Annotated in this window: 23 protein-coding genes; 14 read left to right on the top strand and 9 right to left on the bottom strand. The window is 65.3% G+C overall.

Translation table 11 applies throughout. From position 1 onward, the window contains the following. Nucleotides 1–113: 113 nt before the first annotated feature. Nucleotides 114–1,211, top strand: coding sequence for a cysteine desulfurase family protein (locus C0V72_RS10710; protein ID WP_101794127.1), 1,098 nt, complete (start codon nt 114–116; stop codon nt 1,209–1,211). Next, nucleotides 1,208–1,543, top strand: coding sequence for a 2Fe-2S iron-sulfur cluster-binding protein (locus tag C0V72_RS10705; protein WP_101794126.1), 336 nt, complete (start codon nt 1,208–1,210; stop codon nt 1,541–1,543). The genes C0V72_RS10710 and C0V72_RS10705 overlap by 4 nt, the downstream gene beginning before the upstream one ends. Before the next feature lie 4 nt (nt 1,544–1,547). On the opposite strand, the gene C0V72_RS10700 is transcribed toward C0V72_RS10705, so the two are convergent. Then, nucleotides 1,548–2,105 (bottom strand): type 1 glutamine amidotransferase domain-containing protein, encoded by a 558-nt coding sequence (locus C0V72_RS10700; protein WP_101794125.1) that lies wholly within the window; start codon nt 2,103–2,105, stop codon nt 1,548–1,550. 195 nt (nt 2,106–2,300) lie between these two features. Here C0V72_RS10700 and parC point away from each other — a divergent pair, with 195 nt between their 5' ends. Continuing rightward, on the top strand, nt 2,301–4,604 hold the full coding sequence (parC, locus tag C0V72_RS10695; RefSeq protein ID WP_101794124.1) for a DNA topoisomerase IV subunit A: 2,304 nt from the start codon (nt 2,301–2,303) through the stop codon (nt 4,602–4,604). Between the two features lie 72 nt (nt 4,605–4,676). On the opposite strand, the gene C0V72_RS10690 is transcribed toward parC, so the two are convergent. From C0V72_RS10690 to C0V72_RS10665, 6 genes are all read right to left on the bottom strand, one after another. Beyond that, complete coding sequence (locus tag C0V72_RS10690) at nt 4,677–5,207, bottom strand: hypothetical protein (RefSeq protein ID WP_143704573.1); 531 nt, start codon at nt 5,205–5,207, stop codon at nt 4,677–4,679. A gap of 261 nt (nt 5,208–5,468) precedes the next feature. Continuing rightward, entirely contained in the window at nt 5,469–6,656 is a 1,188-nt protein-coding gene (locus C0V72_RS10685; RefSeq protein WP_101794122.1) for a CCA tRNA nucleotidyltransferase, read from the bottom strand. Then, a complete protein-coding gene (locus C0V72_RS10680; protein WP_101794121.1) occupies nt 6,646–7,254 on the bottom strand; it encodes a CoA pyrophosphatase in 609 nt (202 codons plus the stop codon). The genes C0V72_RS10685 and C0V72_RS10680 overlap by 11 nt, the downstream gene beginning before the upstream one ends. Further along, nucleotides 7,251–7,805 (bottom strand): DUF1285 domain-containing protein, encoded by a 555-nt coding sequence (locus C0V72_RS10675; protein ID WP_101794120.1) that lies wholly within the window; start codon nt 7,803–7,805, stop codon nt 7,251–7,253. Before C0V72_RS10675 ends, C0V72_RS10680 begins: the two co-directional genes overlap by 4 nt. 155 nt (nt 7,806–7,960) lie before the next feature. Next, nucleotides 7,961–8,494 (bottom strand): GNAT family N-acetyltransferase, encoded by a 534-nt coding sequence (locus C0V72_RS10670; RefSeq protein WP_101794119.1) that lies wholly within the window; start codon nt 8,492–8,494, stop codon nt 7,961–7,963. Beyond that, entirely contained in the window at nt 8,494–9,657 is a 1,164-nt protein-coding gene (locus tag C0V72_RS10665) for a PQQ-dependent sugar dehydrogenase (RefSeq protein WP_101794118.1), read from the bottom strand. Before C0V72_RS10665 ends, C0V72_RS10670 begins: the two co-directional genes overlap by 1 nt. On the opposite strand from C0V72_RS10665, the gene C0V72_RS10660 reads away from it, so the two are divergent. The 5 genes from C0V72_RS10660 to C0V72_RS10640 all read left to right on the top strand — a co-directional run bounded on the left by C0V72_RS10660 (nt 9,656) and on the right by C0V72_RS10640 (nt 15,218). Next, nucleotides 9,656–10,291 carry a ribonuclease HII gene (locus C0V72_RS10660; protein ID WP_101794117.1) on the top strand — a complete coding sequence of 212 codons (636 nt, stop codon included), beginning with the start codon at nt 9,656–9,658 and terminating at the stop codon, nt 10,289–10,291. The genes C0V72_RS10665 and C0V72_RS10660 overlap by 2 nt on opposite strands. Nucleotides 10,292–10,601: 310 nt before the next feature. Then, the gene (locus C0V72_RS10655) at nt 10,602–11,756 is read left to right on the top strand and encodes a site-specific DNA-methyltransferase (protein ID WP_101794156.1); all 1,155 of its coding nucleotides are present in this window, start codon (nt 10,602–10,604) and stop codon (nt 11,754–11,756) included. Between the two features lie 169 nt (nt 11,757–11,925). Continuing rightward, complete coding sequence (locus C0V72_RS10650; protein WP_101794116.1) at nt 11,926–12,714, top strand: outer membrane protein; 789 nt, start codon at nt 11,926–11,928, stop codon at nt 12,712–12,714. A gap of 128 nt (nt 12,715–12,842) precedes the next feature. Beyond that, nucleotides 12,843–13,955: a dihydropteroate synthase gene (gene folP / locus C0V72_RS10645; protein ID WP_101794115.1), complete on the top strand. Its 1,113-nt coding sequence runs from the start codon at nt 12,843–12,845 to the stop codon at nt 13,953–13,955. Between the two features lie 78 nt (nt 13,956–14,033). After that, complete coding sequence (locus tag C0V72_RS10640; RefSeq protein WP_233999902.1) at nt 14,034–15,218, top strand: alkaline phosphatase D family protein; 1,185 nt, start codon at nt 14,034–14,036, stop codon at nt 15,216–15,218. Between the two features lie 67 nt (nt 15,219–15,285). On the opposite strand, the gene C0V72_RS10635 is transcribed toward C0V72_RS10640, so the two are convergent. Together C0V72_RS10635 and C0V72_RS10630 are read right to left on the bottom strand one after the other, a co-directional pair. Then, nucleotides 15,286–16,047, bottom strand: coding sequence for an SDR family NAD(P)-dependent oxidoreductase (locus tag C0V72_RS10635; protein ID WP_101794114.1), 762 nt, complete (start codon nt 16,045–16,047; stop codon nt 15,286–15,288). Nucleotides 16,048–16,078: 31 nt separating this feature from the next. Beyond that, entirely contained in the window at nt 16,079–17,515 is a 1,437-nt protein-coding gene (locus C0V72_RS10630) for a sigma-54-dependent transcriptional regulator (protein WP_101794113.1), read from the bottom strand. A gap of 302 nt (nt 17,516–17,817) precedes the next feature. Between C0V72_RS10630 and C0V72_RS16240 the strand changes: the two genes are divergently transcribed. The 6 genes from C0V72_RS16240 to C0V72_RS10605 all read left to right on the top strand — a co-directional run bounded on the left by C0V72_RS16240 (nt 17,818) and on the right by C0V72_RS10605 (nt 21,638). Next, entirely contained in the window at nt 17,818–17,940 is a 123-nt protein-coding gene (locus C0V72_RS16240) for an aa3-type cytochrome c oxidase subunit IV (protein ID WP_143704572.1), read from the top strand. A gap of 12 nt (nt 17,941–17,952) precedes the next feature. Beyond that, a complete protein-coding gene (locus C0V72_RS10625) occupies nt 17,953–19,074 on the top strand; it encodes an NAD(P) transhydrogenase subunit alpha (protein WP_101794112.1) in 1,122 nt (373 codons plus the stop codon). 107 nt (nt 19,075–19,181) lie between these two features. Next, nucleotides 19,182–19,541, top strand: coding sequence for an endonuclease domain-containing protein (locus C0V72_RS10620; protein WP_324761534.1), 360 nt, complete (start codon nt 19,182–19,184; stop codon nt 19,539–19,541). Further along, the gene (locus C0V72_RS10615; protein ID WP_067407592.1) at nt 19,541–19,822 is read left to right on the top strand and encodes a proton-translocating transhydrogenase family protein; all 282 of its coding nucleotides are present in this window, start codon (nt 19,541–19,543) and stop codon (nt 19,820–19,822) included. The genes C0V72_RS10620 and C0V72_RS10615 overlap by 1 nt, the downstream gene beginning before the upstream one ends. Before the next feature lie 3 nt (nt 19,823–19,825). After that, nucleotides 19,826–21,283: an NAD(P)(+) transhydrogenase (Re/Si-specific) subunit beta gene (locus C0V72_RS10610; RefSeq protein WP_442792582.1), complete on the top strand. Its 1,458-nt coding sequence runs from the start codon at nt 19,826–19,828 to the stop codon at nt 21,281–21,283. 13 nt (nt 21,284–21,296) lie between these two features. Beyond that, entirely contained in the window at nt 21,297–21,638 is a 342-nt protein-coding gene (locus C0V72_RS10605) for a hypothetical protein (RefSeq protein WP_101794111.1), read from the top strand. The last annotated feature ends 217 nt before the right edge of the window (nt 21,639–21,855 follow it).

Raw genomic sequence — 21,855 nt, 5'->3', positions numbered from 1 at the left:
GTCACCCCGGACTTGATCCGGGGCTAGGCTTCTTGCGGCGAACAAGAAAGGTAGCCTTGTCCCGGGTCAAGCCCGGGATGACGAAAGGGGTTAGGTCAGGCATAGGGAAACCGATGATCTACCTCGATTACCAATCCACCACGCCCCTGTGCCCCGAAGCACGTGAAGCCATGCTCAGGTGGCTGGGCGGGCCGGACAGCGACACTTTCGGCAACCCGCATTCGCCCCACCGCATGGGCCGCATGGCCGCCGCCGCGGTGGAGACCGCGCGCGAACGGGTGGCGGCGCTGCTTCCTGCAGGCGGCAAGCTGATCTTCACCTCCGGCGCGACCGAGGCAATCAATATGGTGCTGCAAGGCACGCCGGGCGATGTCATCACCTTCGCCACCGAACACGCCGCCGTGCTCGATTGCCAGCGCGTGGTCGAAGCGCTGGGGCGGCGCTTCACCATCCTGCCCGTCACCCCCGATGGCCGGGCCGATCTGGATGCGCTGCAAGCCGCGATCACGCCTGCAACCGGCCTCATCGCTGTCATGGCGATCAACAATGAAATCGGCGTGCGCAACCCGCTGGCCCCGGTGGTCGCCATCGCGCGCCAGGTGGGGGCCAGAGTGCTGGTCGATGCCGTCCAGGCCTATGGCAAGGTCCCGGTCGAGGTGGCGGCGGATTACATCGCGATCTCGGCTCACAAGTGCCACGGGCCCAAGGGCATCGGCGCGCTGTGGATCGGGCCGGATGCAGCCGCGCCCCAGCCCCTGCTGTGGGGCGGCGGACAGGAGGCTAGCTTTAGGTCAGGCACCTTGTCGCCCGCCCTTTGCGCAGGCTTTGGCGCAGCGGCGCAGGCGGCGCAGGAGGGATTTTCCGACCAAATGTTTCACGTGGAACATTTGTGGAACATTGCGCGAGAGGCGTTTGCGGATTGGGCGCTGAACGGCAGCGCGGTTGATCGCTGGAAGGGCAATCTCAACATCCGCAAGGATGGCCTTGATGTGGGCCGATTGATGAGCGACTGCCGGACTGTGATGTTTTCCGCCGGCAGTGCCTGCGCCAGCGGATCGGGGCGGCCCAGCCATGTCCTGCGCGCGATCGGGCTGACGGACGGCGAAGCAAAGTCCTCTATCCGCCTCGGTTTCGGGCGCTATACGAAGCCTGAAGACATCGAAACCGCTGCCGCCCTGATCAACGCCGCTGCCAAGGAGCAAGGCCTGTGAGCATCACTGTCACTTTCGTCGATCCGCACGGCAAGCCGGTGATCGCCGCCTGCGAGGTGGGCGACAATCTGCTGCGCGCAGGCCAGGCGGCAGGCTTGCCGCTGGAGGGCACCTGCGAGGGGCAGATGGCGTGTTCGACCTGCCATGTGATTGTCGCGCCCGAATGGTTTGGCCGCCTGCCGCCTGCCTCGGAAGAGGAGGAAGACATGCTCGATTTTGCTGCGGGAGCCCGCCGCACCTCGCGCCTGTCATGCCAGATCGAACTGACGGGCGAGATGGACGGGCTCACCGTCAGCGTGCCGGGCGAAGCCAGCGACGCGCGGCGGATGTAGTGCGTCAGGCGCGCTTGCGCTCGGCCGCGCCGCCTTCGTTACCGAGGCCAACCGCGTCGATCAGCGCGGCGGTAAAGGCCGGGATGTCATCGGGCTTGCGGCTGGTGATGAGGTTGCCATCGACCGCGACTTGCTGGTCCACCACCGTGGCGCCCGCATTGGCGAGATCGGTACGGACCGAGGGCCATGCGGTGACCACCTTGCCTTTGACGATATCGGCTTCGATCAGCAGCCAGGGCGCGTGGCAGATCGCCGCGATCGGCTTGGCCGCGGCGGCAAAGTCGCGCACCAGCCGGATCACGTCCTTGTCCATCCGCAGGATATCGGGGTTCATCTGCCCGCCGGGAAGCAGCAGCGCGGCGTAATCATCCGCTGCCACGTCGGCAATCAGCCGATCAACCGTGACGCTATCGCCCCAGTCCTTGTCGTTCCAACCCTTGATCGAGCCAGCCTGAAGGCTCGCGACGACCGTCTGGGCACCGGCTTCTTCCAGCAGGCGCTGGGGCTCCATCAGTTCGGACTGTTCAAACCCGTCGGTGGCGATGATGAGGATCGGTTTCATGCTGTGTCTCCTGTGTGTGACATTGCATGGGCCAAGGGGCGCGGCGGCCGCGATGTTCCGCCCGGCGCGGTGGTGCGTGGTGGGGCCGGGGCAGGGCGGGGCGGGACAGGGCAGGCCGGGGCGGGGCGGCATCAGGGCCGAACCCTGTGGAAACCCCTCTCCCGGCGGCCGCGGCGGGTTGCTAGACAGGGGGTCATGGCCGATCCTGTTACCACCGATTCAGACCCGTTCGACGCCATCGTCGATGCGCCTTTCGATGCCGCCCTGTCTGAGCGGTATCTGGTCTATGCGCTGTCCACCATTACCGCGCGCAGCCTGCCCGATCTGCGCGACGGGTTGAAGCCTGTCCACCGCCGCCTGCTGTGGGCGATGCGCCAGTTGAAGCTCAACCCGACCGATGCCTTCAAGAAATCCGCCCGCGTGGTCGGCGATGTCATCGGCAAGTATCACCCGCACGGCGATGCGAGCGTTTATGACGCGATGGTGCGCCTCGCCCAGGATTTCAGCCTGCGTTATCCGCTGGTCGAAGGGCAGGGCAATTTCGGCAATGTCGATGGCGATAATGCCGCCGCCTACCGCTACACCGAAGCGCGCCTGACCAAGACCGCGCTGGCGCTGATGGCGGGGCTGGATGAAGGCACGGTCGATTTCATCCCCACCTATAATGGCGAGGAGGTCGAGCCCGAGATCTTCCCCGGCCTGTTCCCCAATCTGCTCGCCAACGGGTCGAGCGGGATTGCGGTGGGCATGGCGACCAGCATCCCCAGCCACAATGTCGCGGAAATCATCGACGCCACACTGGAGCTGATCGACAACCCCGGCGTCACGCATGAACGGCTGATGGAGGTGTTTCGCGGCCCCGATTTTGCCACCGGCGGACAGGTGATCGACAGTCCGGCCGCGATAACTGAAGCCTATCGCACCGGGCGCGGCGCCTTCCGGCTGCGGGGGCGGTTCCTGGCGCCCGAAGCCAAGGACCCCGATGATATCGCCGCCGGGATTGAGCGGCTGGGCGCCGGGCAATGGCAGCTGGTCATCAGCGAAATCCCTTATCAGGTGCCCAAGGGCAAGCTGATCGAACAGATCGCGCAGGCTATCGCTGATCGCAAGCTGCCGATCCTCGAAGACGTGCGCGACGAAAGCGACACTGCGATCCGCATCGTGATCGTGCCCAAAAGCCGCAATGTCGATCCCGAGTTACTCAAGGAAAGCCTGTTCAAGCTGACGGATCTGGAAACCCGCTTCAGCCTCAACCTCAACGTGCTCGACACGCAGCCGGGCTTTGGCCGGACCCCGATGGTGATGGGGCTGAAGGAACTGCTCGACAGCTGGACCCGGGCCCAGATCGATATCCTCCAGCGCCGGGCGCAGCACCGGCTGGATCAGATCGCGAACCGGCTGGAACTGGTGCGCGGTTACATCATCGCGTTCCTCAATCTTGACCGGGTGATCGAAATCATCCGCACCGAGGATGAACCCAAGCCGGTGATGATCGCCGAGTTTGACCTCACCGACCGGCAGGCCGAGGCCATCCTCAACATGCGGCTGCGGTCTTTGCGCAAGCTGGAAGAAATGCAGCTGCGCAAGGAGCAGGACGAATTGCTCGCCGAGGAAGCCGACTTGCAGGCCCTGCTCGAAAGCCCGGCCAAGCAGCGCACCCGGCTGAAGCGTGATCTGCGCGCCCTTCGCAAGGATTACGCCGAGGACACGCCGCTGGGTCGCCGCCGCACGCTGATCGCCGAAGCTGCGCCGACAGCGGTGTTCAGCATGGACGCGATGATCGAGAAAGCACCCGTGACGGTGATCCTCAGCCAGAAGGGCTGGATCCGCGCGGCGAGCGGCCATGTGCCATTGGATCAGGAGTTCAAATACAAGGAGGGCGATGGGCTGGCCTTTATCCTCCACGCGCAGACCACCGACAAGCTGCTGCTGGCGGCGAGTGACGGGCGGTTCTACACGCTGGGCTGCGACAAGCTGCCGGGCGCGCGCGGGTTTGGGGAGCCGGTGCGCACGATGCTCGATCTGGAAAGCGATGCCAGTGTCAGCGCGATGATGGTGCATCGTCCCGGCGGCAAGCTGCTGCTTGCGTCCAGTCACGGCAAAGGCTTCGTCGCGGAAATGAACGAGCTGCTGGCCGAAACCCGCAAGGGGCGGCAGGTGGTCAACCTGAAAGACGGCGCAAGGCTTCAGGTGATCCGACAGATCGGCGATGCCCACGATCACGTCGCCTGTGTCGGCGACAATCGCAAGCTGGTGGTGTTCAATCTGGAAGAACTGCCGGTGATGACGCGCGGGCAGGGTGTGCAGTTGCAGCGTTACCGCGATGGCGGGATGTCGGACGCGATCACCTTCGTGCTGGCCGAAGGGCTGAGCTGGAAGATGGGCGGCTCGGGCGAGCGCACCCGCACCGAAACCGAAATCCGCATGTGGAAGGTCGCGCGCGGCGCTTCCGGACGGATGCCGCCGCAGGGCTTCCCGAAATCAGGGCGGTTTGACTAAGGCCCGGAAAAAAGGGCTGCGCAAAGCCTTGCCTTGCGCAGCCCAATTCCCACCCATGCCGGGTAACTTGGCTTAACGCGCGCCGCCTGTTGCGGTTTGCGCCTTGCCGCCCGAAGCTGCACTGGCGATTTGCTCGCTGCTGTAGAGCACGGTCAGCTTGCCTTGCGGGTTCACCGCAAAATGCTCCTTCTTCAGCTTGAGCGGCCCCTCGGGGGTTTGCAGCATGATGGCATCGGCGGTCAGATCCACAGCCGCCAGCGTGCCGACATCGCTTCCGCCAGCAGACACCACCGATGCACCTTGCACCAGCGCGGCATCACGCTTGGCGTTGGCTTCCGCTGTGCGCTCGTCCATCATGGTGTTGACCTGCGCTTGCGTGGCGTTGACGCTTTTGCCTTTCTCGCCATCAAACACCATGCCGACCGGAACCGGTGCTTTGTGCTTGCCGGTATCGATCACGACCACCTGATCGTTGACTTCCGTAACGGTGCCCACGGCATTGCCATCATTGCCGTAAATGGTGGCGCCGACATCCTGCGCGAAAGCTGCCGCGGGCGTCATAGCAAGGGCACCGGCCAGCAGCGCCAGCTTGAGTTTCGTCATCATCAAACTCCCATTCCATATCGTCGGGCCGTGCCGAAGCTGCGGCACGCCCGGCAGGGGACACGCGGGCGAGGGCGACCAACATCGTGTCGCAGCGATAGGCCCAGAGGCCTTGACGAGGGTGGCCGGAGCGCCTGTGAAGACCACATCCGACCTGCCCGCGTCAGGAAATGTAACCCGCGTTCGGCAGCGCGGACAACCGCTGGAGATAGCGCAAATGGCCCGTCCGTCGCGGTTTTGGCCCTGTTTGCCCCGCCGCAGTTAAGGCTGGGGCCGTTTAGCCAATTCTTCGGCCAGCAGCGCTTCGATTCGTTCGCCTTGCGGAAAGCCCTCGCCAACCCAGCGCGCTTCGACGGCTTGCAGCAGACGTGCGACGGATGGCCCGGCGGTCACTCCGCGCGCGACAATGGCGCCGCCTTTCAGCGGGAACTGGGGAACCGCCCAGCGGTCCAGCCCACGGGCATCGGCGCCCTCCAGCAGCAGGCGGTCGATCGCCAGCGGGGGGGTCAGGCGATAGGCCAGCGCCTTGGCGTTGGCGGAATCATGGGCTGTCCGTTCGGCCGCATTCACCAGCCGGGTGCGCTGGGCTTTGGACAGGCGCAGGCGCGCCGCGACAGTTTCGGCGACATCGGGCGAGGGCGGCAGCAGCGCGGCCAGCCGCCGGATCGGATCAGGTGCAAAGCCCTGCGCGCTTTCGGCGGCAATCAACCGGGCGAGCGCTGCCACCTGCGCGGGGCAGGCTTCGGGCAGGATCACGCCGAGCACGCCCCGCTCCCGCATCCGGGCGATGGTGGGGTGCGGATCTGGCAGCGCCAACAGCGCCAGCAATTCCGCCGCGATCCGCTCACGGCTCAGGCCCTTCAAGGTGTGGGCAAGGTCAGCGCAGGCGGTTTCCGCTGCCTCGTCCAGCGCGGCGCCGAACCGGGTCTGGAAGCGGTAGTAGCGCAGGATGCGCAGGTGGTCTTCGGCGATCCGCTGGCGTGCGTCCCCGATGAAGCGCACCCGGCCTTCGCGAAGATCATCAAGACCGCCGAAATAGTCGGCAATCGCCAGCGTTTCAGGATGGGCATAGAGCGCGTTGATAGTGAAGTCGCGCCGGGCGGCATCCTCGCTCCAGTCGCTGGCAAAGGCGATGGTGGCGCGCCTGCCATCGGTGGCGACATCGCGGCGCAGGGTGGTGACTTCGACCGGGCCGTCCTTGAGGATGACGGTCACCGTGCCGTGCTCGATCCCGGTCGGCGCGGTGCGGAGCCCGGCGCGCTTGCAGGCGGCGATCACGTCTTCGGGCCGCAGCGTGGTGGCGCAATCGACATCATGGGCGGCAACGCCCAGCAGCCCGTCACGCACGGCCCCGCCGACCCAGCGGATATTCTCGGCCCCCAGCGCCGCTGCCAGCGCGGCCAGCCCCGCACGGCGCGGCCATTCGGCACCGGCCAGATCACGCAGCATCGCGCAATCCTTCCAGCGTGATGCGGCGCGACAGGTTGGCGATGATCGCAGCCGTCACGCCCCAGATGCGGAACCCCTGCCATTCGAGTTCGAGATAGCGCCGGTTCGCCCCGCGCCAGAACACCTCGTTGGTGGTCCAGCTGGCCGGATCGAGCAGCAGGTGGAGCGGCGCTTCAAACCATGCTTCCACTTCGGTCGGGCTGGGAACCAGTGGCAACCCCTGTGGGACAACGCCGATCACCGGGGTCACCAGAAAGCCGGTGCCGGTATGGTAGACATCGCTGGTGCCGATCACGCGGACCGCGCTGCGGGGCAGGGCCAGTTCCTCTTCCGCCTCGCGCAAGGCGGCCGTGATGGCGTCTTCGCCCGGATCGATCTTGCCGCCGGGAAAGGCGACTTGCCCCGGATGATCGCGCATCGCGCGGGGGCGCTGGGTCAGGATGACTTGCGGATCATGCGGCACATCGGTGATCGCGATCAGCACCGCGGCAGGCGTGGCGCGGCCATCGCGGGCGAAATGCGCGTCGCTCAGCAGATCGGGAATATCGCGCGCATGGCCTTGCGCAAAGGCAGCGGCGAGGTGGTCGTAAAGGCTCATGGCAGCAGGCGAAAAGCCTTGCCCTGACTGGTGATCTGCCAGCCGTTGGCCTCGGCCCCTTCGGCCAGCGCGATGTCAGCGAGCTGCGCCCAGGTCGACCGGTTCAATCGCGCCTCGCACCCGCGCCGGACATGGAGGTAGGCGGCAGGCTCTTCGGCGGTGCCAGCAGCGCGTAGCGCGTGGTCTGGCCCGGCGATCACGATGTCATCGGTGTTGAGCCGGAACACCAGCGCATCATCGGCGCGAACGCAATCGGTGGCGATAAAGGCTGCGTCTTCCACTTCGATGGCGAGTTTCTCGAACGGGGTGACAAGCCAGTGATGGCCTGCATCGTCCCGCGTCAGCAGGCCCGCAAAGGCCCGCACCATCGCCTCGCGCCGGATCACGCCGCCTTCGTGAAACCATGTGCCGTCGGCGGCGATCACCATGTGACTTTCGCCGATGATCTGCGGAGCCCAGCCTTCCACCGGGGGGAGCTTGCGGTCAGCCACCAGCGCCGCGATTTCGGCAAGGGTCAGGCTGGCAAGGTATGGGGGCGGTTCGTAGGGCATGGTTTCAACGGGATGCCAGATGCGGGAGGGAAGGTGAAGAGCTTAAGCGCCGGTTCGGTTTGCCGCAGGCAAATCGCAAGGCCGACCGGCCGCCCGCAGCGATGCGGCCGTGAGGCCGCGGGAGCGAGGAGATCACGCGGCCTTACGGCGCGTGATCACGCAACAAGCCACGGCCCCAGCATCCCCTCGGCGGGCATCGCGGCAAGGGCGGTGCCGCGCGCCAGCAGGCGATGCTGTTCATAGGGGCCGGGGCAGCGCCAGCCGCCTGTCAGCGCCGCGGAAAAGCCCCAGCGTCCGTAATATTCCGCATCGCCGATCAACACCTGGGGCAGCGCCCGCCCGCCCGAAGCCGCGAGCCGCGCATCCTCCGCAATCATCGCGCTCATCAGGCCGACGCCAAAGCCTTCGCCCTGCCGTTCGGGCACGACCGCGACCGGCCCGACCATTACGAGCGGCACCTGACCCTGCTTGGTCTGCAAGCCGATCGGCCAGCACTGGATCGTGCCGACCAGCATGTCATCCTCGTCGAGCGCAGCAAGGCTGAGGCCCGGCAGCCACGGCATGCCTTCCCGGATCCGGTAGGCCGTGCGCGCGTGGCGGTCGGGGCCGAAAGCCCGGTCCAGCACCGCTTCGACCATAGCAGGATCGACCGCTTCGAGCGGGATCAGCGTGGCAGTGGTGCTGGCCATCAGCGGGCAGTGAGTTTCAGCAGATTGGCGTCTTCGCCGTCCTCGGCTACCCACAGCGCGCCGTCAGGGCCCTGCGCGATCGAGCGCAGGCGCCGGTCGAATTCGTGGCGGGTGACTTCGCGCGCTGTTTCGCCGTCGATTGCGACATCGACGATGGCCTGACTGGCGAGCCCTGCCATCAGCGCATGGCCTTTCCAGGTCGGGAACATGTCGCCGCTGTAGATCAGCATGTCACCGGGCGCGATCACCGGGTTCCAGCTGGTCGCGGGCTGGGCAAAGCCATCATCGGCGGCGTGATCGGGGATCGGGTCGCCATTATAATGGTCGCCATTGGACCGGACCGGCCAGCCATAATTGGCAGCGGGTTTGACCAGATTGAGCTCGTCGCCGCCGGCCGGGCCATGCTCTACTTCCCACAGGCGTCCCTCAGCGTCCCAGTCCATGCCAAGGATGTTGCGATGGCCATAGGACCAGATTTCGGCGGTGACCCCGCCCTTGTCCGCCATCGGGTTACCGGCGGCGGGCGTCCCATCCAGGTTGAGGCGCACGATCGTGCCGAGCGTGTTGGTGGTATCCTGCGCAGGCTGCATCTTCTGCCGCTCGCCGCTGGCGACGTAGAGATACTTGCCGTCCGGCGAAAAGGTGATGCGGTGCGAATAATGCCCGCGCCCGGTGACCTTGGGGGTCTGGCGCCAGATCACGTTCAGGCCTTCGATGGCGCAGGTGGTGGTTGCGCTGCACACCAGCGTTCCCTTGCCGACCACAGCCCCGCGCGTGTCGGCTTCGCCGGCTTCGGCCCAGCTCAGATAGATCGTGCGGCGGCCCAGCGTGGCCGAGGCTTCAGCGGGCAGGAAGGCGACATCGCCCAGACCGCCCTGACCACCGAAATCAACCGTCGGCGCTCCGCTGACAGTGCCGACCGAACCGGTGGCCGTATCGACAACCTTGATGGTGCCAGCCTTTTCGGTGACGAACAGCACCCCTGTGCCCGGAGCAAAGGCGATGGCCCAAGGCTCATTGAAAACGGCGACCTTTTCGGCCGCAAACGGCATGGTCGATGCCGCAGCGGGCGGGGCGGTTTCCCCACCTTCGGCATTGGCGCAGCTTGCCAGCGCCAGCGCGGAGACGGAAAGAGCAGCGAACAATCGGGCAGAACGGATCATGCTAGGGGTCACTCCGGGTTTCAGGCACGCAGGCAAGACGGTCGTCATCGGGGTTGACGAAGCTGGCCGCGGTCCGTTGGCCGGGCCGGTGGTGGCCGCGGCGGTGGTTCTGGGGGAGGCGATACCTGCGGGGCTCGATGATTCCAAGCGCCTTTCGGCAAAGCGGCGCGCTGTGCTCGACCCCGCGATCCGGGCGAGCTGCGGCTGGGCGGTGGCGGTGGTCGAGCCCGAGGAGATCGACCGGGTCAATATCTTCATGGCGACCATGCTGGCCATGACCCGCGCGGTCGCCAGCCTGGCCGATGCCTTGGCGGGGGCGCTGGGGGCAGCGCCGGACATTGTGCTGATCGATGGCAACATGACCCCGCAAGGGCGCTGCGCCGAGTGGCGGTGGCCCGCCCGCGCGATCGTGGGCGGCGACGGGACCGAGCCGTGCATTTCGGCCGCCTCGATCATCGCCAAGGAATGGCGCGACCGGATGATGCTGGAAGCCGCCGCTGCGCACCCGCACTATGGGTGGGAACGCAATAAGGGCTACGGCACCGCGGAGCACATGGAAGCGCTGCGGGTGCACGGCGCGACCCCCTTGCACCGCCGCAGCTTTGCGCCCGTGGCGCAATTGTCGCTGATTTAGGCGACCATCAGCCCCTAACGTCATTCCAGCGAAAGCTGGGGCCTAGAGCGGCGAAGTGCGACGCTTGCGGCCATAGGCCCCAGCGTTCGCTGGGGTGACGGATAAGCCAGATGTGAGTCCTCCCCGCCACACCCCTGCATCTGGAGTCCTGCGCTGCGCGCCGGACTCTACATCTTGTGGCGGACTCGTTTCGTTCCGCACGCTGCCAGATCGCCGCGGACAAGCGTTGAAAAATTAGTCGCTTGACGCCGACTCTTCAAAGACTCATGCCTGTGGATAAGTGCATGTGATAGCAGGCGGGATCAAGACGGTGAGTGTGATAGAAAAAGTTAAGTCGCGGGCAAAAAGCGTTGTAAAGACGCCGGAAACTGCGCGCGCACTCGATTTGCGGCGTGATTTGCCTCTGGGCCGTATCCTGCCGGGCGATTGCATCGAAGCGATGCGCTCGCTCCCCACCAACAGCGTCGATCTGGTCTTCGCCGATCCGCCCTATAATCTGCAATTGGGCGGCGATCTCAACCGGCCCGACGGCAGCCATGTCGATGCGGTGACCGATCACTGGGACCAGTTCGCCAGCATGGCGGTGTATGACAAGTTCACCCGTGAATGGCTGACCGAGGCGCGCCGCGTGCTCAAGCCCGATGGCGGATTGTGGGTGATCGGCAGCTACCACAACATCTTCCGCGTCGGCAGCATCTTGCAGGATCTGGGGTTCTGGATCTTGAACGACATCGTCTGGCGGAAGACCAATCCGATGCCCAACTTCCGCGGCACCCGCTTCACCAACGCGCATGAAACGCTGATCTGGGCGAGCATGGGCGAAAAGGCGCGCTACCACTTCAATTACCGCGCGATGAAGACGCTGAACGACGAGCTTCAGATGCGTTCTGACTGGGTGATGCCGATCTGCGCGGGCGGGGAGCGGCTCAAGGAAAATGGCAAGAAGGCCCACCCGACCCAGAAGCCCGAAGCGCTGCTCTACCGCGTGCTGCTGGCGACGACCGAGAAGGGCGACGTGGTGCTCGATCCCTTCTTCGGCACCGGCACCACCGGCGCGGTCGCCAAGCGTTTGGGCCGCGAATGGATCGGCTGCGAGCGGGAGGATTTCTACCGCGAGGTCGCGATGAAGCGGATCGCCAAGGAGCTGCCGCTGGATGAAAGCGCGCTCACCACAATGCAAAGCGCGCGCACTGCACCGAAGGTGGCTTTCGGGGCGGTGGTCGAGGCGGGGCTGATCCCGCCCGGAACACAGGTGTTCGACAAGAAGCGCCGGTGGATGGCGACAGTGCGCACCGATGGCAGCCTGGAATGCGGCGGCAAAACCGGATCGATCCACGGGCTGGGCAAGGACCTGCAAGGCGCGCCGTCGTGCAATGGCTGGACGTTCTGGCATTACCAGACCGGGGGGGACGTCCAGCCGATCGACGCCGCCCGCCAGCTGTACCTGCTTGCTGCGGAAGACTAGCGCCGCTTTGGGTAAAACATTGCTGCAATATGAACAGCTTCGCCTGTTTGCAGGTAGCCGCGACTGAGGCACAAGTCGTCGCATCCGGCGACAACCCATCCGGTCCTCAAGCGTAGCACTGGCGCGCCGCCAACCCCTATGGCGGGCGCACCACGCAAGAGGAAACATCATGAACAACATCCGAAGGTTCCGCCTGATCGCCGTCAGCGCAGCTGCCATTGCCGCTGCCTCCGCCGCTGCTGTGCAGGCCGAAGGACCCTATATCGGGCTGAGCGGGGGCGTTTCGCTGCCCGGCGACAGCAACAACAGCGGGGCCTTTGATACCGCTGTTCCCGCGACTGACGATTTCGCCGCGATCCCGGCGGACACCTCGGTCGGCTGGAAGACCGAATTCGACACCGGCTATGCCATCAACGGGCAGGTCGGTTATGCCTTCGACAACGGCGTCCGGCTTGAACTGGAGGGATCATACACCCGCTACGGCATTGATCGCCATTCCGGTCTGACGGTCGGCGGCACCAATATCGACAATGCCGATGTCGCCGTCCTCACCCGCGGCGAACCGGCAGCGGCCAACCCCACGGTCGGCGCGGTGCTCGACGACGGGCAGGGCCGCGTCGCCAATTACGGCCTGTTCGGGAACGTCTTTTACGACATCAACACCGGTTCGGGCTTCAAGCCCTTTGTCGGGGCGGGCCTTGGCTACCAGTGGGCCGACATCAAGTATCGACCCTCGGGCGTGGATGTTGCCGATGAAAATGATGGCGGGCTTGCCTATCAGCTGATGGCAGGGGCCAGCTTCGCGCTGTCGGACACTGCCGAGGTCTTCGGCCAGTACACCTGGCGCGACCGCACCGATACCGCCGAAGTGCCGCTTAATCTGCTGCCGGCGACGCTGGGTGTGGAGACCGGCCAGTCGCTGCTGACGGCGGGCGTGCGCGTCAAGTTCGGCGGGTAATCCGCGCCGGGCCACAGGCTCACAAGGCCGCGCCCCCCGCATGGGGCGCGGCCTTTTTCGTGCGCGACTGTTGGCAGCGCCGCAACGCGGGCTTTGCGCCGGGCCGCTGCCCGCGTAAGCCCCGCAGCATGGCTGACAGCGTTTACATTCATCCCATCACCTTTGTTTCCGGCCCGCAAATGGTGGAGGGCGATGCGGTCAGGCTTGGCGGATCAATGGCCTATGCCCGCGAATTTGCGCTGGTGCTGCGCGATGGGCGCGCGGTGGCGGATCGGTTTGTCGGCACGCCCAAAGAGATCGAGGCGGCGCTTGCACGGCTGGCAGGTTCGCTGGCGGATGATGCCGCAGCGCAATGGGCGAACCTCAGGAAAGCCCACGCACCCCTGCACCTTGGCAGCCGCACCGTCCGGCTGGACCAGCCCCAGATCATGGGCATCCTCAACGTCACGCCGGACAGCTTTTCGGACGGCGGCCTGCATGACACCGCTGACGCGGGCCGTGCCCACGCCGCCGCCATGCTGGAAGCGGGCGCGGCGATCATCGACATCGGCGGGGAAAGCACCCGTCCGGGCGCTGCGGCCACTTTCGAGGACGAGGAAATCGCCCGCGTGGTTCCGGCGGTGGAATACTGCGCCAGCATGGGGGCCGCCATCAGCGTCGACACCCGGCGTGCGGGCGTGCTGTCAGCAGCGCTGGCTGCGGGCGCGCATATCGCAAACGACGTGTCGGCGCTGCGCTATGATCCGCGCAGCATCGAAGTGGTGGCGGCCAGCGGGTGCCCCGTGGTGCTGATGCATGCGCCGGGCGCGGGCGAGGACTTGCACAAGGGCGCGGCCTATGCCGATGTGGTCAGCGATGTCTTCGATTTCCTCAAGGCCGCCCGCGCCAAGGCTGTGGCATCAGGGGTTGCCGAGGATCGCATCATCCTTGATCCGGGCATCGGCTTTGGCAAATCGCTGGCGGATAACCTCGCGCTAATGAATGCGCTGCCGCTGTTTCACGCGCTGGGCAGCCCGCTGATGCTGGGGGCAAGCCGCAAGCGGATGATCGGGGCGCTGTCAGCTGAGGAAGCTGCGGGTCAGCGCCTTGCCGGTTCCATCGCGCTGGCGATCAAGGGGATGGAGGCCGGCGTCCATCTGCTGCGCGTGCATGACGTGGCTGAAACGGTGCAGGCGCGCAATGTTTGGCGGGGCTTGCGCGATGCGGGCCTGACCGATTTCAGCACGCTGGCGCCGCTCTAAGCCTCTTTTCCTGCTGCCACGCTTCTGTCACGGAGCAGGGGCAATAGATCCCCATTCGTCCCCCCAAGGAGCTTCCCCATGCGCCGCATCCTGCTTGCCGCCACTGCCCTTGCCACTGCCGGTCTGATGGCCGCGCCCATCATGGCCCATGATGATGAGCCCGCGCCGGTCAACACCGCGCCGGTGCCGGTCAGCGTCACCCCCGATCAGTTGCTTGCCCCCTATTACGAGGCGCTGCGCCAGCAGGTGGAGATGCCGGTGGCCGGGCCCAACCCGGCGCTGTCCCCGGCGACCACGCTGACGCGGATTGCCTTTGGCAGCTGCAACCACCAGAGCGCGCCCCAGCATATGTGGGCGCAGATCGCTTCGGCCAATCCGCAGCTGTTTCTGATGATCGGCGACAATGTGTACGGCGATAATGGCTGGAACGCCGATGCCGGTCTGGAAAGCCTGCGTTCGGCCTATGCGCTGCAAGCCTCGCACCCCGAATTCACCGGTTTTCGCGCGCGGTTCCCGATGATGGCGACGTGGGATGACCATGATTACGGCCTGAACGATGCCGGCGGCGGTTTCCCGTTCCGCCGCTGGGGCGAGACTCTGTTCGAGACGTTCTGGGGTTCGTCCGACGCCGTCCGTTCGCGCCCCGGCGTTTACGAAAGCAGCATCACCGGGCCGGAAGGCAAGCGGGTGCAGGTGATCCTGCTCGATACGCGCTATTTCCGGTCAGACCTGAAACGCGCCGCCTGGACCAAGGACCGCCCGCCGCTCGGCAGCTATCTGCCGGACGAAAGCCTCGACAAGACCATGCTGGGCGAGGTGCAGTGGGCCTGGCTGGAGCAGGAACTGGCCAAGCCCGCCGACCTCAGGATCGTGGTTTCCTCAACGCAGGTCATTACCACCGCGCACCAGTTTGAAGGCTGGACCAATATGCCGGTCGAACGCAACCGGCTGCTCGATCTGCTGACGGCGCGCGAGGCGAGCGGGCTGGTGATCCTGTCGGGCGATCGCCACGCGGCGGGCATCTACAAGACCGCGCACAAGGGTGAGACCATGTGGGAGCTGACCAGTTCCTCGCTCAACCTGGCGTTCGGTGACGACATTGAAAAAAGCACCGCGCGCGAACCCGATCCGGCGCGCCTCACGCCGTTCTTCCCGATCGAGAATTACGGGCTGGTCGATATCGACTGGAAGGCCAAGCGCCTGACCATGACGCTGAAAAGCAATCAGAGCGCGACGCTGGCCGAACAAATGTTCAGCTGGTGATGTTCGCGCAATGTTTCACGTGAAACATTTCAAGGACTTGGTGTAGGATTGGCGCAGGGCCAATCCTTCATAGCGTAAAGCCGCCGTCTGATACCATGACGTGACCGGTGATATTGGCGGCAGCATCGCTGAGCAGATACAGGATGCTGTCCGCCATTTCCTCGGACGAGGCGAAGCGGCCCAGCGGGGTCGTTTTCGCCATCGCCTTCAGCGTCGCCTCGCGCCCGATGGCGGCGACCGAGGCGTTGAAATCATCGCCGCTTTCCCAGATTGCGGTGTCGACCCCGCCGGGGGCTATCGCATTGACGCGAATGCCTTTTCTGGCGTTTTCGACCGCGGCGATGCGGGCCATGTGCGCCACCGCTGCCTTGGAGACGCCGTAGGGGCCGATGCCGGCGACCGGCTTGATTCCGGTGGTTGATGCCACCACCACCACGCTGCCGCTTTTGCCGGCCATCGCCCGCAGCGAGGAGGCCAGCGTCAGGAATGCGCCATCAAGGTTTACGGCCATCACGCGGCGCCATTCCGACGGTGAAATGCTGGCAATCGGCCCGCCCGAACCGATTCCTGCGTTGACCACGGCATGGTCGAGACCGGTCAAGGCGGGTTCCAGCCCCTGCCACAGCGCCTCGTCAGCGACGCTGCCCACGATGCGGTGCACCTCGCACCCCGACAGGTCGAGCGCGTCCAAACCGGCGGCATCGACATCGACCAGCACCAGCTTGGCCGCCCCGCACGCCGCCAGCGCCCGGGCACAGGCCGCGCCGATCCCTGAAGCGGCTCCGGTGACGAGCGCCGAGCGCCCGGCGAAATCTTGAATCTGTGTCATGTCCACGGGCTAAGCCCGGCAGGCCTGCCAATCAAGCCGCGTTATCAATCCCCAGATCGGAAAGCTTGCGATACAATGTCGAGCGTCCGATCCCCAGCCTGCGCGCCACCTCGGTCATGCGCCCGCGATAATGGCCGATGGCGAGGCGGATCACGTCAGCCTCGATTTCTTCGAGCGGGCGCAGGTTGCCGTCGGGGGTGTAAAGCATCACGCCCACGCCCTCATGCGCGCTCGCCACGGTGACGCTGCCCTGTTCGCCAAGCATCTCGGACAATTGCGGGAAGCTGTCGGCGCCCAGCGAATTGCTCTCGCAATAGACCGCCGCGCGGAACAACACCGATTGCAGCTGGCGGACATTGCCCGGCCAGTCATAGGCGGCCAGCAAGGCGAGTGCGGAATCGGAGACGGAAAGGTGGTTGAGGCCCGGTTGCTCGCCGATGCGGGCAAGGAAATGGCGGGTCAGCGCCGGGATGTCCCCCGTGCGATCCCGCAAGGGCGGCAGCACGATCCGGGTCGCGCCCAGCCTTGCGGCAAGGCCTGCATCAAACTGCCCGGCCGCCACCATGCGTTCCAGCCCGATATTGCTGGTAACCAGCAGCCGCACATCGACGCGGAAGCCATAGCTTGCGCCGACGGGCCGGATGATCCCGGTCTCCAGCGCTTCGGCAAGGCGCTGCTGGAGCATCGGGGTCAGCCGGTCGATTTCGTCAAGGATCAGCGTGCCGCCATCGCAATGCTGGAACGCGCCGATCTGGCGGTCGAAGGCGCCGGGAAAGCTGCCGGGTTCATGGCCGAACAGCACCGAATCGATCGATCCGGGCGGAACGCTGGCAAGGTTGATGATCCGCAGCGCTTCTTTCGCACGCGGCGATGCGCCGTGCATCGCGCGCATCAGCATTTCCTTGCCGGTGCCGGTTTCGCCTTCGATCAGCACATGGCCGTGCCCGCGTGCCGCCTTGGCCGCCTGCGCCAAGGCAGCGCGAAATTGCGGCGCGGTGCCGATCATCGCATCGAAATCGAGGCTGGCGGACATTTTTTCGGTCAGCGGGGCGAGCTCATCGCGGGGCGCTTCGCGGGTGGTGACGGTGCGCAGCGCTTCCATCAGCCGGTCGGGCGACACGGGTTTAACCAGATAATCCGAAGCGCCCGCCCGCATCGCTTCGACCGCCAGCAGTGGCGATGCGCTGGTGGTCAGCATCAGGATCGGCAGGGCAGGGCGGCGTGATTTCAGTTCAGCGATCAATTGGCAGGCATCATCGCCCGGCACCCATTGATCGAGCAGGATCGCGGAAAGCTGCATCCCTTCGCGCGTGCCCAGCATCGCAATCGCGGTCTCAGCATCGGATGCGACAATCGTGCGCCAGCCATCACGCGCAGCGATCGCGGTGATCAGCCGCGATTGTGCAGGCTCATCATCGATCAGCATGACGATTCGCGCGTCTTCCGTTGCTTCGGGGTGGCAATCCATCTCAGCCATCAATCGTGCCGCTCGCTTTCCCTCGTCGTGCGGGCGTGTGACCCGTAGCGACCATGTTGTCCCTGCATAGGACGGGGAGGTAAAAACGGGATTAAAGCTGTGCCGCGGCGGGACAGATGGCCGGTGCGGCAGAATGATGCTTGCGACTGGCCTCTCACTAAAGGTGACTTGAGATAGCAGGCTGGCTTCGATACGGGAACGGACACGGGCTTTGCGGCCCGGATTTTTTCGCTAACCATTCGGCAACCAATCGCGCTGGCGCGCGTTCGAGAGCCCAAGGGGAAATAAACGAGATGAACGTTCACGACATGGAAAAGGCCGAAGCCACCTATGGCGGCTTCATGGCGACGCTGAAATGGGCCGTCCCGGTAATTGCGGTGATCGTGCTTGTCGTCGTTTCGGCAATCGCCAGTTAAGCCGCCGCACCAGTGAAAATCGCCATCCTGAAAGAGCGCGCTTCGGGCGAGACGCGCGTCGCTGTCACGCCGGAAACGGCCAAGAAGTTTGCGGCGCTGGGCTGCTCGGTCGCGGTAGAGACGGGGGCCGGGGTCATCGCTTCGATCACCGACGATGCCTATGCCGAAGCCGGAGCGACGGTTGCCGATGCGGCAACTTGCGTGAAGGATGCGGACATCGTGCTTGGCATTCAGGCGCCCGATGTGGCGCTGCTGGCGGGCGCAAAGCCGGGCGCATGGGTGGCGGCGCTGTTCGATCCCTTCACGGCGCGCGAGCGGGTGGACGCCTATGCCGCTGCCGGGCTGGAAGCGTTGAGCATGGAATTCATGCCGCGCATCACCCGCGCGCAAAGTATGGACGTGTTGTCCTCGCAATCCAACCTTGCCGGATACAAGGCCGTGCTGGCGGCAGCGGATGCCTATGGCCGCGCCTTTCCGATGATGATGACCGCGGCCGGCACCGTGCAGGCAGCGCGCGCCTTCATCATGGGTGTGGGCGTCGCGGGGCTTCAGGCGATTGCCACCGCGCGGCGGCTGGGTGCGCAGGTTTCGGCCACCGACGTGCGCTCCGCCACCAAGGAACAGATCCAGTCCTTGGGCGCCAAGGCGATCTTCGTCGAGAATGTCGCGGGCATCGAAGGCGAAGGTTCGGGCGGCTATGCCACCGAAATGAGCGAGGAATACCAGAAGGCCCAGGCCGAGCTGATCTCGTCGCACATCGCCAAGCAGGACATCGTCATCACCACCGCGCTGATCCCGGGCCGGGCCGCCCCGCGCCTTGTCACCGACGCGCAGATTGCGACGATGAAGCCCGGCAGCGTGATCTTCGATCTCGCGGTGGCGCAGGGCGGTAACGTGGAAGGCTCCAAGCCTGATGAAGTCGTGATCCGTCACGGCGTGAAGATCATCGGCTACGCCAACACCCCCGCCGCGCTTCCCGCCGACGCCTCGGCACTGTTTGCGCGCAACCATTACAACTTCCTCAGCGCCTTCTGGGACAAGGAAGCTGGCCGTCCCGTGCTGGATGAGGAAATCGGCACGGCCATCCGCCTGACGCAGAGCGGCAAGGTTGTGAACGAGAGGCTGGCGGGTTGAACGCTGACCGCCAAAATCCTCCTCGGAACGGGGAGGGGGACCGCGCGCAGCGTGGTGGTGGGGATTCGCGGTTCGTCGCGCGGCCTGAAGTCGTTCTGGCCCGCAAGTTGCGGAAGGACATGTCGCTTCCCGAACGGATGCTCTGGCAATCGCTCCGCCAGCGCCCTCGCGGGTTCAAATTTCGCAGGCAGCATCCCATCGGCCCCTACGTGGTCGATTTCTGCTGCCTGTCCGAGCGCTTCGTGGTCGAGGTCGACGGCGGCGTGCATGACAATATCGACCGCGCCAAGTTTGACGACCGGCGCATTTCGTTTTTGAAGGAAAACGGGTTCAGGGTTCTGAGGGTCTCGGCGCAGCGGGTGCTGCGCGATTGTGTCGACACGGCTGACGCCATTGTCGCGCGCACGGCGAGTCCCCTCCACCAGCCTGCGGCTGGTCCCCCTCCCCGTGCCGGGGAGGCTAATTAGTGGACTTCATATCTATCCTTTCGATCTTCGTGCTGGCCTGCTTTGTGGGCTATTACGTCGTCTGGTCGGTGACCCCGGCGCTGCACACCCCGCTGATGGCGGTGACCAATGCGATCTCGTCCGTCATCATCGTCGGCGCGCTGATCGCTTCGGCTGAGGCGAATAGCCCGATTGCCAAGTATCTTGGTCTGTTCGGCGTGGTGCTTGCGAGCATCAACATCTTCGGCGGCTTCGCTGTGACACAGCGCATGCTCGCGATGTACAAGAAGAAGGGGAAGTAAGAGATGAGCTTCTCCATTCTTGCAGCGGGCGTCGCTGGCGAAGGCGGCACGCCGGCCTGGGCGATGCTGGCCTACCTTGTTTCCGGCGTATTCTTCATCCTCGCGCTGCGCGGGCTTTCCAGCCCGGCCACCAGCCAGACGGGCAACCGCAATGGTATGATCGGCATGGCGATTGCAGTCGCCACAACGCTGGTCACGCATGACATTGCGAACATCGCCGAAATTCTGATTGCTGTCGCCATCGGCGGGGCGATTGGCGTGGTGATCGCTCGCCGTATCGCCATGACCGCGATGCCGGAACTGGTTGCGGGCTTCCACTCGCTGGTTGGTCTGGCGGCGGTCGTGGTGGGCTTTGGCGCGTGGCTTGATCCGCAATCCTTCGGGATCGTCGATGCAGCCGGGCAGATCCTTGCCGTCAGCCGCGTGGAACTGGGCCTCGGCATTGCCATCGGCGCGATAACGTTCTCGGGCTCGGTCATTGCCTTCCTCAAGCTGTCGGGCCGGATGGGCGGTTCGCCGATCATGCTGCCGGGGCGGCATGTCATCAATCTTGGCACGCTGGCGGCAATCCTCGGCCTGATCGCGCTCTACACCGTTTCGCCGCAGGGCGGCGCGGGTGAGGGCTGGATGATCCTTGCGGTCGCCGTGCTGGCCTTCATCATCGGTTTCCTGCTGATCATCCCGATCGGCGGGGCGGATATGCCGGTCGTGGTGTCGATGCTGAACTCCTATTCCGGCTGGGCGGCGGCGGCGATGGGCTTCACGCTGGGCAACAGCGCGATGATCATCACCGGCGCGCTGGTGGGCTCTTCAGGGGCGATCCTCAGCTACATCATGTGCCGCGCGATGAACCGCAGCTTCATTTCGGTGATCGCAGGCGGCTTTGGCGCGGCCCCCGAAGCGGGCGGTGCGGGCGGCGCGCGCGAACAGCGGCCCTACAAGCAGGGCTCTGCGGAAGATGCGGCCTACATGCTCGAACAGGCCGAAAAAGTCATCATCATCCCCGGTTACGGGATGGCGGTGGCCCAGGCCCAGCACGCGCTGCGCGAAATGGGCGACAAGCTGAAGGAAAAGGGCGTGGAGGTGAAGTACGCCATCCACCCCGTCGCGGGCCGTATGCCGGGGCACATGAACGTGCTCCTCGCCGAAGCCAGCGTGCCCTATGACGAGGTCTTCGAGCTGGAGGACATCAACTCCGAATTCGCCCAGTGCGATGTCGCCTTCATCATCGGCGCGAACGACGTTGTGAACCCGGCGGCCAAGACCGACAAATCCAGCCCCATTTACGGGATGCCGGTGTTCGATGTCGACAAGGCCAAGCAGGTGTTCTTCATCAAGCGTTCGATGGGGGGCGTCGGCTATGCCGGGGTCGATAACGACGTGTTCTACATGAACCAGACCGTCATGCTGCTGGCCGACGCCAAGAAGATGGTCGAGGAAATCGTCAAGTCGCTGGACTGATACGGTTGTCTGCATGATGAAGCTGTTGGTGCGGATCGCGGTGCTGGCCGCGCTGGTGGGCGGGGCGGTGTATACCGGCCTCGCCAACCCGCTGATCGAAATGCAGGTGAAATCCGCGCTGGTGCAGTCGGGCATCGGCGAGAACCGCGCTGGCTGCATGGCGCAGCGCATGGTGGAACGGCTCACCATTCCTCAGCTGTGGAAGCTGCGCCAAGGCATGGCCGCGCAGGATGGCGAGCCGGACACCGGCTACGGCCTCGGCGAACTCGTCAAGCGGCTCGACCGGGTCAATGATGGCGAGGCGGTGGCGGTGCTCACCACCAGCGCGGGGCTTTGTGCCATAGGGCTGGGCTGACTGCCTAGCTCCCCTCCCCAGCGGGGAGGGGTCGGGGGTGGGGGCTCCACGGTCTATAGGGCAGAGCCCCCACCCCCAGCCCCTCCCCAAGGGGAGGGGAGCAAAGGGGTGCTTGCATTCCCTCCCCCCGATGCGCCACACTGCGCAGCGGAGAGGGAGAACACCATGAACCGATTGGCACTTGCCGCTGCGCTGCTGGCTTCAGCCGCACCGCTTG

Origin of the sequence: Porphyrobacter sp. TH134 (genome assembly GCF_002855495.1) — a bacterium.
Taxonomy (GTDB): Bacteria; Pseudomonadota; Alphaproteobacteria; order Sphingomonadales; family Sphingomonadaceae; genus Erythrobacter.
This window is presented reverse-complemented; position numbering and strand designations above follow the sequence as displayed.

Excerpts from the sequence above, each read along its gene's own strand:
- C0V72_RS10605 (WP_101794111.1), top strand. The coding sequence starts at position 21,297 with ATGATGAAGCTGTTGGTGCGGATCGCGGTGCTGGCCGCGCTGGTGGGC.
- folP (WP_101794115.1), top strand. The coding sequence starts at position 12,843 with ATGGCTGACAGCGTTTACATTCATCCCATCACCTTTGTTTCCGGCCCG.
- C0V72_RS10675 (WP_101794120.1), bottom strand. The coding sequence starts at position 7,805 with ATGCCCTACGAACCGCCCCCATACCTTGCCAGCCTGACCCTTGCCGAA.
- C0V72_RS10630 (WP_101794113.1), bottom strand. The coding sequence starts at position 17,515 with ATGGATTGCCACCCCGAAGCAACGGAAGACGCGCGAATCGTCATGCTG.
- C0V72_RS10680 (WP_101794121.1), bottom strand. The coding sequence starts at position 7,254 with ATGAGCCTTTACGACCACCTCGCCGCTGCCTTTGCGCAAGGCCATGCG.
- C0V72_RS16240 (WP_143704572.1), top strand. The coding sequence starts at position 17,818 with ATGAACGTTCACGACATGGAAAAGGCCGAAGCCACCTATGGCGGCTTC.
- C0V72_RS10710 (WP_101794127.1), top strand. The coding sequence starts at position 114 with ATGATCTACCTCGATTACCAATCCACCACGCCCCTGTGCCCCGAAGCA.
- C0V72_RS10700 (WP_101794125.1), bottom strand. The coding sequence starts at position 2,105 with ATGAAACCGATCCTCATCATCGCCACCGACGGGTTTGAACAGTCCGAA.
- C0V72_RS10640 (WP_233999902.1), top strand. The coding sequence starts at position 14,034 with ATGCGCCGCATCCTGCTTGCCGCCACTGCCCTTGCCACTGCCGGTCTG.
- C0V72_RS10670 (WP_101794119.1), bottom strand. The coding sequence starts at position 8,494 with ATGGCCAGCACCACTGCCACGCTGATCCCGCTCGAAGCGGTCGATCCT.
- C0V72_RS10665 (WP_101794118.1), bottom strand. The coding sequence starts at position 9,657 with ATGATCCGTTCTGCCCGATTGTTCGCTGCTCTTTCCGTCTCCGCGCTG.
- C0V72_RS10690 (WP_143704573.1), bottom strand. The coding sequence starts at position 5,207 with ATGACGAAACTCAAGCTGGCGCTGCTGGCCGGTGCCCTTGCTATGACG.
- C0V72_RS10660 (WP_101794117.1), top strand. The coding sequence starts at position 9,656 with ATGCTAGGGGTCACTCCGGGTTTCAGGCACGCAGGCAAGACGGTCGTC.
- C0V72_RS10610 (WP_442792582.1), top strand. The coding sequence starts at position 19,826 with ATGAGCTTCTCCATTCTTGCAGCGGGCGTCGCTGGCGAAGGCGGCACG.
- C0V72_RS10685 (WP_101794122.1), bottom strand. The coding sequence starts at position 6,656 with ATGCTGCGTGATCTGGCCGGTGCCGAATGGCCGCGCCGTGCGGGGCTG.
- parC (WP_101794124.1), top strand. The coding sequence starts at position 2,301 with ATGGCCGATCCTGTTACCACCGATTCAGACCCGTTCGACGCCATCGTC.
- C0V72_RS10650 (WP_101794116.1), top strand. The coding sequence starts at position 11,926 with ATGAACAACATCCGAAGGTTCCGCCTGATCGCCGTCAGCGCAGCTGCC.
- C0V72_RS10635 (WP_101794114.1), bottom strand. The coding sequence starts at position 16,047 with ATGACACAGATTCAAGATTTCGCCGGGCGCTCGGCGCTCGTCACCGGA.